We start from the raw sequence: 12,219 nt of genomic DNA on the forward strand, positions 1-12,219 counted from the left end.
AGAACGTCCTGACTCGGCGACGTCGGCCTGAGTTCGGGGCAGGCGTCAGACCCCGGCGCCGCCTCCGCCACCGCCGGAGGTGCGCCCCTCGGCGGCCCACCGCGCGGCGCGCTCCTTGTCGCGGTCGGCGACGCGGATCTTCTCCTGGCGAACGGCGGCCTGCGTCGCGCGCTCCTGCACGAGCCACTGCGGCGGCGCCTCGAGGAGGGACTTGATCTCGGCACTCGTGAGCGGCTCGGTCACGCCGCCGCGGGCGAGGCCCGAGTTCGAGATGCCGAGCTTGGCCGCCACGACCGTGCGGGGGTGCGGGCCCTCGCGGCGCAGCGTCTCGAGCCACTCGGGCGGGTCGGCCTGCAGCTTCGCGAGCTCGTCGCGCGTGACGACGCCCTCGCGGAACTCCTCGGGGGTCGCGTCGAGGAGGATCCCGAGCTTCTTGGCGGCGGTCTCGGGTTTCATCGACTGGGAGGCGTTCACCCTCACACGTTAGCCGGTCCACCTGTGTGCGGCATGCGGCGGGCCCGGGCGGCGGGTCCGGGCGACGGATGCCGACCCGCTCCTCGCGTGGCATCCGCACGCCCGGATCCCGCACGCAGCGACCGCGCAGCGCGGCGCGATAGCCTGTGGTGGGCGTTTCCGCGGTACAGGAGGGGGCGAGATGACCCTGCAACTGCGCTATGTCGCCGGGGTCAGCCCCGCACGATGGCTGCGGGCCTGGAACGACCGACGGCCCGACCTGCCGCTCGAGGCGCTCCGCGTCGAGGAGCCGGCCCAACTCGCGGGCCTGCGCGAGGGCGAGGTCGACGTCGCGTTCGTGCGCCTGCCCGTCGACGACGAGGGCCTGCACGTCATCCCCCTGTGGGAGGAGCAGCCCGTCGCCGTGCTCGCGAAGGACCACCCGTTCGCCGAGGAGGCATCCGTCACCCTCGCCGACCTCGAAGGCGAGCCGGTCGCACCGGTGCAGGACGACGCGGCGATGACCATCGAGCTCGTCGCCGCCGGCACGGGCCTCGCGATCGTCCCGCACGGCGTCGCCCGGCTGCACGCGCGCAAGGACGTCGTCGCGATCCCGGTGACGGATGCCGCGACGACGCGCATCGCGCTCGTCTGGACGCTCGAGCGCGACGACGCCGACATCCAGGAGTTCGTCGGCGTCGTCCGCGGCCGCGGGGCGAAGAGCTCGCGCGGACGCGATGACGACGAGCCGGCGCTCTCGCCCGCGAAGGCGGCGAAGAAGGCCGCCGCCGAGCGCCGCGCCGCCGAGGCCGCGAAATCCGGCAAGGGCGGCAAGGGCGCGAAGTCGAAGGGCGGCAAGCCGGCTCGTCCGGCCCCGCGCACCGGCGGCGGCGCCAAGCAGCGCAGCCGCAGGAGGGGTCGATGAGCGGCTCCCGGCCCTTCCTCTTCCTCTCCGCACGCCCCGAGATCGAGGCCGTCGGCCCCGAGTACGAGTCCGTGCGGCGAGCCATGGGGGTCGGCGCCGAGCGCCTCGACCACGTGCGCCTCGACGTCGAGTCGCTGCCCTCGACGGACCTGTCGGGCTACGCCGGCGTGGTCGTCGGCGGCAGCCCGTACAACGTGACCACGGCGGAGGAGCACAAGCATCCGGTGCAGCGCCGCGTCGAGGACGACCTCGCGCGCGTCGCGGAGGCCGCCCTCGGCGGCGGGCATCCGCTGCTCTTCACCTGCTACGGGATCGGCGTGCTCACGCGCCTGCTGGGCGGCACCGTCGGCACGCGCCACGGCGAGGACGCCGCCGCCGTCGAGATCACCCTCACCGACGCCGGCGTCGAGGATGCCTTGACCGGCGTGCTCCCCCGCAGGTTCGACGCGCTCGTCGGCCACAAGGAGGCGACGGAGCGGCTGCCGGCCGACGCCACGCTCCTGGCGTCCTCCGCCGGGTGCCCGGTGCAGGTCTACCGGGTGGGCGCGAGCGGCGTGTACGCGACGCAGTTCCATCCGGAGGTCACCGCGGACGAGTTCATCGCGCGCGCGAACGTCTACCGCCACCACGGGTACTTCCCCGCGGCGGAACTGCGCGCCGTGAGCGAGCGGCTGGCCGCGGCATCCGTCACCGCACCCCAGTTGCTGCTCCGGCGCTTCGCCGAGCTCGCCGGCGCCTGACCGGCCGGCCCCGCCTCACGCGGGGAGCGGAGGCGGCGTCTGCGGCGGCACCGCCGGATACATCCGCCGCAGCACGAGCCGCTGTCCGAGCGTCCACGCGACCGTCACGAGCAGGTAGATCGCCGCGGCGAGCGGCACGAACATCGCCACGACCGCGGTGATGAACTGCAGGAGCCCGAGCATGCCCTGCATGCGAGCCAGGCCCTCCGGCGACATCGCGCCGGCGCCCGCGGCGCCTCCGGCCGACGCGCTCGGCACCGGAAGCGGTGCGGGTGCGCCGGGCGTGGGCCGGAACGCGCGACGCGTGACCTCGCCGACGAGGGCGATGAGCAGCACGATCGTCCCGAAGACCGCCCAGGTGGCCGGCGTCGCCGACCCGGCGACGATCGAGCCCGCGAGGCTGGAGCCCAGCGGGACGCCGAACAGCGTGTGCGTCAGGAGGTCGTTCGGGTGCCCGGCGATCACGGGCAGGATGAAGAGCGCGTAGATGACGCCGACGACCGGGATCTGCACGAGCATCGGCAGGCAGCCGGCCAGGGGCGAGGTGCCCTCCTCGGCGTAGAGCGCCATCATCTCGCGCTGCAGGCGCTCGGGGTTCTTCTTGTGCTTGCGCTGCAGTTCGGCGAGCTTCGGTGCGAGCCGCGCTCGCATGCGCTCGGCCTTGGCCTGCGAGATGCCGACCGGGATGAGCGCCGTGCGCACGAGCAGGGTCACGAGCACGACGGCGAGCGCGGCGCTCGCGCTGCCCGCGAGGGGTTCGAGCAGGTCGGAGATGGCCATGAGCATCGCGTATGCGACGTCGAGCACGGCGGCGATGGGCGGGAAGTCGTAGAGGTTCACAGGGCGTCCTTGCGGTGGGAGCGGAGGTGGGATCCGTCTGGCCGCGAGGGCAGGGGTCGCCGCTGAGCCCGCAGGCGCGGGTCGAGGGGCGGATGTCGCTACGCGGCCGGGATGCCGCGCCCCGGCGCCCTGGGGCGCGGGCGCCCAGCCGCATCGGGATCGCTCTGGGAGATGAGCCGGCCCGGATCGGCGGTCTGGCGCAGCCGCAGGGAGGCGCCGGTCGGGTCGGCGCCGACGAGCGCGGGGACGGCGCGGTGCGCGATGACGACGACGGCGACCGCGGCGATGCCGAGTGCGCCGATGACGAGCAGTGAGACGTGCGCATCGCCCGCGAGCTGCGGCTCGAGCACGCCCTGGATCAGCCGGAGGAGTGCGACGACGTGGTCCATGTCGGTCTCCTCTCGTGCGACGGGGCTCGGCCGGTCCGCCCCTTCACGCTAGCACTGGGCGGCGCGGGCCCGCCGGAACGCGAACGAGCGGATGACGGCGTTCGCCGTCATCCGCTCGTTCGCGTGAGGTGGTGCCGCGGGTCAGGCCGCGCTGCGGCTGTTGCGCGTGGCGAAGCCGTAGATCAGCAGCACGATGATCGAGCCGGCGATCGCGAGGAGCCAGGTGCCGAGGTCCCAGAACTCGGTCAGCGGGCGGTTGAGGATGAGGCTGCCGAGCCAACCGCCGAGGAGAGCCCCGACGACGCCGAGCAGCAGCGTGATGAACCATCCGCCGCCCTGCTTGCCGGGCAGGATCAGCTTCGCGATGGCACCGGCGATCAGGCCGAGCAGGAGGAAACCGAGGAAACTCATGTGATGCTCCTTCGAATAGGGGGAACTTCAGCGTTCCACTCGGCACGGTACGCCCGCAAGACCTTGCGCGAGGCCCCGCCGCGCCGCTATATGGGGCACGCGGTCAGAGCCCGGCGCCCCACCTGGTCGACTCCCCCGCGCCCGAGATCGCCTGCGGGACGCCCCAGGGGTTCGCGGTCTGCAGCGGCTCGGGGAGCAGCGCCTCGGGAGCCCCCTGGTAGGCGACCGGTCGGAGGAAGCGGGTGATCGCCGCCGAGCCCACCGAGGTCGAGGAGTCGTTCGTCGTGGCCGGCCACGGTCCGCCGTGCTGCATGGCCGGGGTCACGGCCACCCCGGTCGGCCAGCCGCCGAACAGCACGCGCCCGGCGTGCTCGGTGAGCACCCGGACGAGCGCCCGGAGCTCGGGCGTGGTCTCGTCGGCGGCGGCGTGCACGGTCGCCGTCAGGTTGCCCTCGAGCAGCGTCGGCACGAGCGCGGCGAGGTCGGTCGACGGCGCGGCCTCGACGAGCACGGCGAGCGGGCCGAAGGACTCCTCGAGCAGGGTCTCCCGCGAGGCCAGGAGGTCGTCGAGGGAGACGGCGACGATCGTCGGCGTGACCCAGCCCTGGCCGGAGCCGTCGACCTCGACCCGGCCCTCGGCGATCGGTCGCACGCCGGCGGTCGCGAGGATCGCGTCGCGCCTGGCCGCGTAGCCCTCCGCGATGCGCGGGTTCAGGAGGCGGTGCGGTGCGACGGATGCCGCGGCATCCGCGACGCCCTGGTCCATGCCGTGCCCGGTCGGCGCGAACACGAAGCCCGGCTTGGTGCAGAGCTGGCCGGCCGACCCGCTGACGCTCGTGACGAGGCCGGCGACGAGCTCGTCGCGGCGCTCGGCGAGCGCGCCCTCGGTGACGAAGACGGGGTTCAGGCTGCCGAGTTCCCCGAAGAACGGGATCGGCACCTCGCGCGAGGCGGCGATGCCGGCGAGGAACTGGCCGGCCGGGATGGAGCCGGTGAACGAGCCGGCCTTCACGCGCGGATCCTTCAGGATCGCGACGCCCTCCTCCTGGCCCATGACGACCTGGAAGACCCCGTCGGGCATGCCCGCGGCGGCGAGCGCCTCGACGACCACGGCCGCCGTGCGCCCCGTGAGCTCGGGGTGACCGGGGTGGCCCTTGAGGATGACGGGACACCCCGCGGCGAGCGCCGAGGCGGTGTCGCCGCCCGCGACCGAGAACGCGAACGGGAAGTTCGACGCCGCGAAGTTGACGACGGGCCCGAGCGGCACCAGGTAGCGGCGCACGTCGGCGCGCGGACCGAGTGCGAACTCGGGGTCGGCGACGTCGATGCGCACGTCGAGGTAGGCGCCGGAGGCGATGGTCTCCGCGAAGAGCCGGAGCTGCACGGCCGTGCGACGCAGCTCGCCCCGCAGGCGCGCCTCGGCGAGTCCCGTCTCCTCCATCGCGACGGGCACGAGCTGGTCGGCGTTCGCCTCGAGCGCATCGGCGACGGCGACGAGCGCTCGGGCCCGGTCTCGCGGATTCGTGTCGGCGAACGGCTGGGCGGCGGCCGCGGCGTTCGCGGCGATGGTCTCGAGCTCGGGGGTCATGTCTCTCCTGCGGGTGGTGCTCGGGTGCCGGCGTGCGGCGCTAGAACTGGAAGCCGGTCGGGAACGGGTCGCTCGGGTCGAGCAGGTACTGCGCGGTTCCGGTGACCCACGCGCGACCCGTGATCGTCGGGATCACGGCGGGGCGCCCGTCGACCTCGGTCTCGGCGATCAGGCGGCCGACGAAGCGACTGCCGATGAACGACTCGTTGACGAAGTCGGTGTCGAGCGCGAGCTCGCCGCGCGCCCAGAGCTCGGCCATGCGGGCGGACGTGCCGGTGCCGCACGGCGACCGGTCGAACCAGCCGGGGTGGATGGCCATGGCGTGGCGCGACAGCGCGGCATCCGACCCCGGGGCGATGAACTCGACGTGGTGGCAGTGGTCGAGTCCCTCGATCGACGGATGCCGCGGCGGAGCCGTCTCGTTGATGGCCGCCATGATGGCGAGGCCCGCGGCGATGATGTCCTGCTGGCGCGAGCGCTGGTAGGGCAGGCCGACCGCGTCGAGGTCGACCATGGCGTAGAAGTTGCCGCCGAAGGCCATCGAGTACGGGATCGTGCCGTAGCCCGGCACCTCGACGGTGGCGTCGAGCACGTCGACGTAGCTCGGCACGTTCTCGATCGTGACCGAGTCGGCGTGGCCGTCGCTCACCGCGACGCGCGCGATCACGAGCCCGGCGGGCGTGTCCAGGCGGATCTCGGTGACGGGCTCGACGACCTCGACCATGCCGGTCTCGACGAGCACGGTCGCGACGCCGATGGTGCCGTGGCCGCACATCGGGAGGCATCCGCTGACCTCGATGTAGACGACGCCCCAGTCGCAGTCGGGGCGGGTCGAGGGCTGGAGGATCGCGCCGCTCATCGCGGCGTGCCCGCGCGGCTCGTTCATGAGGAACAGCCGCAGGTCGTCGAGGTGCTCCATGAAGTGGAGCCGCTTCTCGTTCATCGTCGCACCGGGGATGACCCCGACCCCGCCGGTCACGACGCGGGTCGGCATCCCCTCGGTGTGCGAGTCGACGGCCGAGATGACCCGGTTCGAGCGCATGTGTCCTCCTCCAGCCCTTCGGTCGGCGTCAGCGCGGGCTCAGCGGCTCGCGATGTAGTCGAGCGCCCTCTGCGTGTCGCGGCGCACGTGCGCCTCGTGCTCGGCCGACAGCGGGCCGCGCGGAGGACGCGTCGGTCCACCGTAACTCTGCCCCGCGATGTCGATGGACAGCTTGATGGCCTGCACGAACTCGGTCTTGGAGTCCCAGCGGAAGACGGCGACGAGCTGCGTGTAGAGCGTGCGGGCCTCCTCGATGCGGCCGGCCTTGACGAGGTCGTAGATCTCGACGGCCTCCTTCGGGAACGCATTCGGGTAGCCCGCGAACCAGCCGGTCGCGCCGACCACGAGGGACTCGAAGAGCAGGTCGTCGGCGCCGGCGATGACGTCGATGTCGCAGAGTTCCTTGATCTCGAGCACCCGGCGGATGTCGGCCGTGAACTCCTTGATCGCGACGACGTTCTCGAGCTGGGCGAGCTCGGCGACGAGGTCGGGCGTCAAGTCGACCTTGGTGTCGAACGGGTTGTTGTAGAGCATGATCGGCAGCCCGACCTCGTTCACGCGCGTGTAGTGCTCGATGACCTCGGCGCGGTTCGCGCGGTAGATGGTCGGCGGGAGCAGCAGCACGCCGTCGGCGCCGTCCTCCTTGGCGTACTCGGCCCACTGCACGGCCTGGTGCCAGCCCACGCCGTGCACGCCGGCCACGACGAGCCCCCGGCCGTCGACCGCCTCGACGGCGACCTGGATGACCTTGCGGCGCTCCTCGTCGGTCAGGCTCGAGTACTCGCCGAGCGACCCGTTGGGGCCGACGCCGCGGCATCCGTTCGAGATGAGGAAGTCGCAGTGCTCGGCGAAGCGGTCGTAGTCGACGGCGAGGCCGGCGGGCGCGGAGGCGTCCTCCTTGAAGGCGAGGGTCGTGGCGACGACGACGCCGCCGAGGTCGAACTTCTGCGTGGTCATGGGTGTCCCTTCTGGACGTTGCTGGTGGTGGAGGAGCGGGTGAGGTCGGGGCCGGCGGCGAGCTCGCCGATGCGGAGGGGGGAGGCGATGGGGCGGCGGTCGGTCGTGACGGAGGCCGCGGGGCCCGACGCCGCAGGAGCGGATGCCGCAGGAGCGGATGCCGCAGGGTCGGATGCCGCGCCGCCGAGGAGCTCCTCGACCGTGCGCCCGCAGACGCGTCCCTGGCAGATGCCGAGCCCGGCGCGGGTCGTGAGCTTCATCGACCGGAGGCCGCTGCCGCACGTGGCCTCGCGCGTCTCGCGGAGCCGCCCGTACGGGACCTCCTCGCAGCGGCAGACGATCGTGTCGTCCTCGAGCCAGCCCGTCCAGCCGCGGCGGATGCCGTGCGCCGCCTCGATGCGCGCCGCGAAGCCGGTGAACGTGCGCCGTGCGCCGATCGCCTCTGCCAGGTCGGTGTCGCGCGCACTGCCGCCGGAGGCCACGTGCCCCGCGATCTCGCCCTCGGCGAGGGCGGCGTCGACGCCGCCGATGCCGGTGATCTCGCCGGCCGCGTAGACGCCGGGCACACTCGTCTGCTGACCCTCGTCGACGCGGACGAACCGGTCGGCGGTCAGGTCGCAGCCCGCGGCGATCGGCAGTTCGAGGCGCGGCGTGAAGCCGTGGCTGACGCACACGGAGTCGGTCTCGACGCGACGTTCGGTGCCGGGGATCGGCGCCCAGTCGGCGTCGACGCTCGCGATCGTGACGGCCTCGACCCGGTCGGTGCCGTGCGCGGCGATGACGGCTCGGCCGGTCACGTAGGGGATGCGGTGGCGCAGGTGCGTGCCGACGTAGCCCGCGAGCTCGCCGCCCTTCTTCGCCGCGCCGATGAGCTGCCACGGCTTCGGCAGCCAGCCCCTCACGAGGCCCTTCACGCGTCCGGCCTCGTAGACGCCGAGCACCTTCGCGCCGGTCGCGGCGACCGACGCCGCGACGGGCAGCAGGAATGGACCGGCGCCCGCGACGACGACGCGCTCGCCGAGCGCGACCCGCTCGCCCTTCGCGAACGCCTGGGCGGCGCCCGCGGTGAACACGCCGGGCAGGTCCCAGCCCGGGAACGGGAGCGTGCGGTCGTGCGCGCCGATGGCGAGCACGAGCGCGTCGGGACGGAACGTGCGGCCGACGCGGCGGCTGCCGTCGGGCGGCCCCACGAGCACGTGCACGGCGACGGGGGCGGCCGTGCCGGGGGCATCCGCTCGCTCGATCGCCCAGACCTGCGCGCCGAGCACGGTCTCGCAGCCGGGGTCGCGTTCGAGCTCCTCGTGCAGCGAGCGGTACGTCGACCACCCGTGGTGCAGCACGCGCTCGTTCGCCGACGGGCGGGAGTCCGGCAGGTGGCGCCAGTACTGGCCGCCGGTGGCGTCGGACGCGTCGAGCAGGACCACGGATGCCCCGCGCTCGCGTGCGGCGCGAGCGGCGGCGAGCCCGGCGGGGCCGGCCCCCACGACGAGCACGCTGCGCGCGCCGGCGGCGGCGCCTGCCGGCGTGGGGACGGGTCCGGGCCCGCGTGCCGGGGTCGCGGCGGTCATCGTGCCGCCTCGGGAAGCTCGTCGTGCTGGCTGCTGACCACGTCGCCGTCGCCGGCCCGCCGCTGGCAGGCACGCACGTCGCGCTCGCCGTTGACGGTCACGATGCAGTCGAAGCACACGCCGATGCCGCAGAAGAGGCCGCGGGGGCGACCGTCGACGGAGGTCCTCCGCCAGGCCAGCCGGCCGCTCGCGAGCACGACGCCGGCGATGGTCTGCCCCTCGATGCCGGCGACGGGATCGCCGTCGATCGAGATGACGATCGGGTTCGCCGGTGCAGGGCGGATGGGGTCCCGCTTCGCCGGGACGATGCGCGCGGCCATCAGGCGGCCTCCTCGAGGTGGGGAGCCAGGGTCGGCCGATCGAGGCCGAACGGGGCCGCGTCGAGCGGCGCGGCCTCGCCCCGCATGCGGGCGACGAGCATCTCGGCCGTCGCGAGGGAGAGCCCTATGCCGGCGCCCTCGTGGCCGCTCGCGTGCCAGAGGCCCGCCGCCCGGTGATCCTCGCCGATGACGGGGAGGTGGTCGGGCATGAACGGGCGGAAGCCGCCGTACGTGCGCATGATCGACGCGTCCGCGAGGAACGGGAAGAGGCGCAGGGCCTTCGCCGCGACCTCGCGGATGACGTCCACGCGCAGCCGATCGTCGAACCCGACCTGCTCGCGGCTGGAACCGAGCAGCACGGTTCCGGCGGCGGTGGACTCGACGACGCTCGAGGTCTGGAGCGCGGCATCCGAGGACTGGGTCGCACCGAAGTAGTCGCCGTCGTAGACCTTGTGGAAGACGCGGTGCGGCATGCGCGTGGTGACGAGCACCATGCCGCGGCGGGGCCTGACGGGCAGCGAGACGCCGAACGCACGGGCGACCTCGCCCGACCAGGGACCCGCTGCGATGAGCACGGCCCCGGCCGCCACGTCGCCGTCGGTGGTCGTGACGCCGACGATGCGACCGGTTGCGTCGCGCGTCGCGCCCGTGACCTCGACCCCGGTGCGCACGATCGCACCGTGGTTGCGGGCCGACGCGAGCAGGGCCTCGGTCGCGATCACGGGCTGCACCTGCGCGTCGTCGGGGTAGTGGACGGCTGCGGTGATCGCGGGATTCAGCCAGGGTTCGAGTTCGAGGGCGGTGCCGAGGGCGACGGGCCTGGCATCGATGCCCGCAGTCCGCTGGCTCGCGGCGAACGCGAGGAGCGGCGCCGAGCCCGCCTCGGTGGTGGCCACGACGAGGCCGCCCTTGCGCTCGTACTCGAGCTCGGGGAAAGCGGGCCCGAGCTCGTCCGCCAGTTCCGCGACGAGGGCCGGCCAGAGGGACGCGGCGTAGACGGCGAGGTCGAGCTCGGCGCCCGGTCCCTTGTCGGAGACGAGGAGGTTGCCCTCGCCCTTCGCGCTGGTGCCGGATGCCGCGGCGCCGCGCTCGAGCACCGTGACCCGCAGTCCCGAGACGGCGAGCGCGCGGGCGCAGGCCGCGCCGACGATGCCGGCGCCCACGATGACGACGTCGCTGGCCATGGGCGCCTCCTTCGCTCTCGTCTCGGATCTCGACATCAGTAATATGTCACATATCGATCGAGGATTCAACGGTCGTGCCGCGCCCTCGGCCGGCTGACGCGTTCGGTGTCGCGGTGCGTTCAGTGTCGTGGCGATCCAGCGGGGGCGCAAGCGGCACGCCCACGGCGCCATGCGCGCCCGCGCCGCGCCGCGCCCGGGCCCCGCGCCGCGGCCGTCGCCCGGTCCTAGGCTGAGCCCATGCCTGCCGACGAGATCGCCCAGAACCCGCCGTCTCCACTGAGCTCGGCGTTCGCCGCCGTGCTCGACTCGGTGCTCGAGCACGCCCGGCCCGAGGCGTCCGGCGCGGTGGCCACCTACATCCCGGAGCTCGCCGTCCAGGATCCCGAGCAGCTCGGCATCGCCCTCGCGAGCGTGCGCGGCACCGTGCACGAGGCGGGCGACAGCGCCGCGGAGTTCACGATCCAGTCGGTGTCCAAGCCCTTCGTCTTCGCCCTCGCGCTCGAGCAGCACGGCCTCGCCGAGGTGATGCGCCACGTCGGCCTCGAACCCAGCGGCGAGCCGTTCAACGCCATCAGCCTCGACGAGCAGACCGGCCGGCCGCTGAACCCGATGATCAACGCGGGCGCGATCGTGTCGTCCTCGCTCATCCGGGGCGACAGCGCCGAGGAGAAGTTCCAGGTCATCGGGGCCGGGCTCTCGGCGTTCGCGGGGCGCAGCCTCGACGTCGACGAGGCGGTGTTCGAGTCCGAGGTCGCGACCGGCGACCGCAACCGCGCGCTCGCCTACCTCGCCCGATCCGCCGGCACGCTCGCCTCGACCTCCGACGTGGCGACCACGGCGTACTTCCGCCAGTGCGCGGTGAACGTGAACGCCAGGGACCTCGCGATCATGGCGGCGACGCTCGCCGGCGGCGGCGTGAACCCCGTGACTCGCGAACGCGTCGTCCGCGAGGACGTGGCGCGCTGGACGACCGCGGTCATGACCAGCTGCGGCATGTACGACGCCTCCGGCGAATGGCTCGTCCGCGTCGGCCTCCCCGCCAAGAGCGGCGTCGGCGGGGGCATCGCCGCGCTCCAGCCCGAGCAGTTCGGCATCGGCACGTTCAGCCCGCGGCTGGACGCCCGCGGCAACAGCGTGCGCGGCATCTCGATGCTCGAGTCCCTCAGCGAGCGGCACGGCCTGCACATGCTCGAGCACCGCGACGCACCCCTGTCGCCGATCGCGGAGATCGCGATCGGCAGCCCGGGCGCGCCGGACGCCGCCTCGGGGACCCCGCATGCCGCGGACGCCGGCGACGTCACTGCGGTCCTGCGCGGCGAACTCACCTTCGGCGACGCCGAGGAGGTGCTCACCCGCCTCCTGCCGATTCTCGAGTCCGGACGCGGGCTCACGCTCGACTTCGCGGCGGTGACGAGGGTCGGGGAGCCGGCTGCCCGCATCTTCGAGTGGGCGTCGACTTCACTCGGCGAGACCTCCGGCGGCCGCGCCAGGGTGCAGCTGCACGATCCCGCCGGGGTGCTCGGCGGCTGAGGCCGCACCACGCCCCTCGACTGGCGCCGGCGCGCGCAACGGGCGGCGGCCCGTCCGCCGCTACTGTCCAGTTCCCACTGGACTTATCACCGATGTGTCCAACTGGACATTTGCTTGGGAATCGATGTGTGTTGCAGTAGACGTGCCCGGATTCTATTGATCGATGCAACACCCCTTCTTGGAGGTTGTTGCTCGTGGTGTTGTCGTTCTCTTCTCCTGCGGCGGTGCGGTTTCTGGCTGCGATTGGTCAGGGGCATGGTCTGAAAGGATCC

Annotated in this window: 13 protein-coding genes; 3 read left to right on the plus strand and 10 right to left on the minus strand. The window is 73.4% G+C overall.

Annotated elements, in window-relative coordinates; all coding sequences use genetic code 11:
• Positions 1 to 45 precede the first annotated feature (45 nt).
• Positions 46 to 456 carry a DUF5997 family protein gene (locus tag GQQ95_RS17525; RefSeq protein WP_157428910.1) on the minus strand — a complete coding sequence of 137 codons (411 nt, stop codon included), beginning with the start codon at positions 454 to 456 and terminating at the stop codon, positions 46 to 48.
• A 199-nt stretch (positions 457 to 655) separates the two neighbouring features.
• Between GQQ95_RS17525 and GQQ95_RS17530 the strand changes: the two genes are divergently transcribed.
• Both GQQ95_RS17530 and GQQ95_RS17535 read left to right on the plus strand, forming a co-directional pair.
• Positions 656 to 1,378, plus strand: coding sequence for a LysR family substrate-binding domain-containing protein (locus GQQ95_RS17530; protein ID WP_157428894.1), 723 nt, complete (start codon positions 656 to 658; stop codon positions 1,376 to 1,378).
• Positions 1,375 to 2,118 (plus strand): glutamine amidotransferase, encoded by a 744-nt coding sequence (locus GQQ95_RS17535; RefSeq protein ID WP_157428895.1) that lies wholly within the window; start codon positions 1,375 to 1,377, stop codon positions 2,116 to 2,118. Before GQQ95_RS17530 ends, GQQ95_RS17535 begins: the two co-directional genes overlap by 4 nt.
• A gap of 15 nt (positions 2,119 to 2,133) precedes the next feature.
• Here the strand turns inward: GQQ95_RS17535 and GQQ95_RS17540 are convergent, their stop codons facing one another.
• The 9 genes from GQQ95_RS17540 to GQQ95_RS17580 all read right to left on the minus strand — a co-directional run bounded on the left by GQQ95_RS17540 (position 2,134) and on the right by GQQ95_RS17580 (position 10,417).
• Positions 2,134 to 2,958, minus strand: a complete 825-nt coding sequence (locus GQQ95_RS17540; RefSeq protein WP_157428896.1) for a YidC/Oxa1 family membrane protein insertase — start codon at positions 2,956 to 2,958, stop codon at positions 2,134 to 2,136.
• 98 nt (positions 2,959 to 3,056) lie between these two features.
• Positions 3,057 to 3,347 (minus strand): DUF6412 domain-containing protein, encoded by a 291-nt coding sequence (locus GQQ95_RS17545; protein WP_157428897.1) that lies wholly within the window; start codon positions 3,345 to 3,347, stop codon positions 3,057 to 3,059.
• Between the two features lie 141 nt (positions 3,348 to 3,488).
• Positions 3,489 to 3,758 carry a GlsB/YeaQ/YmgE family stress response membrane protein gene (locus GQQ95_RS17550; protein WP_157428898.1) on the minus strand — a complete coding sequence of 90 codons (270 nt, stop codon included), beginning with the start codon at positions 3,756 to 3,758 and terminating at the stop codon, positions 3,489 to 3,491.
• A gap of 103 nt (positions 3,759 to 3,861) precedes the next feature.
• On the minus strand, positions 3,862 to 5,346 hold the full coding sequence (locus GQQ95_RS17555; protein WP_157428899.1) for an aldehyde dehydrogenase (NADP(+)): 1,485 nt from the start codon (positions 5,344 to 5,346) through the stop codon (positions 3,862 to 3,864).
• A gap of 40 nt (positions 5,347 to 5,386) precedes the next feature.
• Positions 5,387 to 6,388 carry a proline racemase family protein gene (locus GQQ95_RS17560; protein ID WP_157428900.1) on the minus strand — a complete coding sequence of 334 codons (1,002 nt, stop codon included), beginning with the start codon at positions 6,386 to 6,388 and terminating at the stop codon, positions 5,387 to 5,389.
• A gap of 39 nt (positions 6,389 to 6,427) precedes the next feature.
• Complete coding sequence (locus tag GQQ95_RS17565) at positions 6,428 to 7,345, minus strand: dihydrodipicolinate synthase family protein (RefSeq protein ID WP_157428901.1); 918 nt, start codon at positions 7,343 to 7,345, stop codon at positions 6,428 to 6,430.
• Positions 7,342 to 8,913 carry an NAD(P)/FAD-dependent oxidoreductase gene (locus tag GQQ95_RS17570; protein ID WP_157428902.1) on the minus strand — a complete coding sequence of 524 codons (1,572 nt, stop codon included), beginning with the start codon at positions 8,911 to 8,913 and terminating at the stop codon, positions 7,342 to 7,344. Before GQQ95_RS17570 ends, GQQ95_RS17565 begins: the two co-directional genes overlap by 4 nt.
• Positions 8,910 to 9,233: a (2Fe-2S)-binding protein gene (locus GQQ95_RS17575; RefSeq protein WP_157428903.1), complete on the minus strand. Its 324-nt coding sequence runs from the start codon at positions 9,231 to 9,233 to the stop codon at positions 8,910 to 8,912. The genes GQQ95_RS17570 and GQQ95_RS17575 overlap by 4 nt, the downstream gene beginning before the upstream one ends.
• Positions 9,233 to 10,417 (minus strand): NAD(P)/FAD-dependent oxidoreductase, encoded by a 1,185-nt coding sequence (locus GQQ95_RS17580; protein WP_157428904.1) that lies wholly within the window; start codon positions 10,415 to 10,417, stop codon positions 9,233 to 9,235. The genes GQQ95_RS17575 and GQQ95_RS17580 overlap by 1 nt, the downstream gene beginning before the upstream one ends.
• A gap of 237 nt (positions 10,418 to 10,654) precedes the next feature.
• Between GQQ95_RS17580 and glsA the strand changes: the two genes are divergently transcribed.
• A complete protein-coding gene (gene glsA / locus GQQ95_RS17585) occupies positions 10,655 to 11,947 on the plus strand; it encodes a glutaminase A (RefSeq protein ID WP_157428905.1) in 1,293 nt (430 codons plus the stop codon).
• Positions 11,948 to 12,219: the final 272 nt, after the last annotated feature.

The organism is Agromyces salentinus (genome assembly GCF_009749395.1).
Lineage (GTDB): Bacteria > Actinomycetota > Actinomycetes > Actinomycetales > Microbacteriaceae > Agromyces > Agromyces salentinus.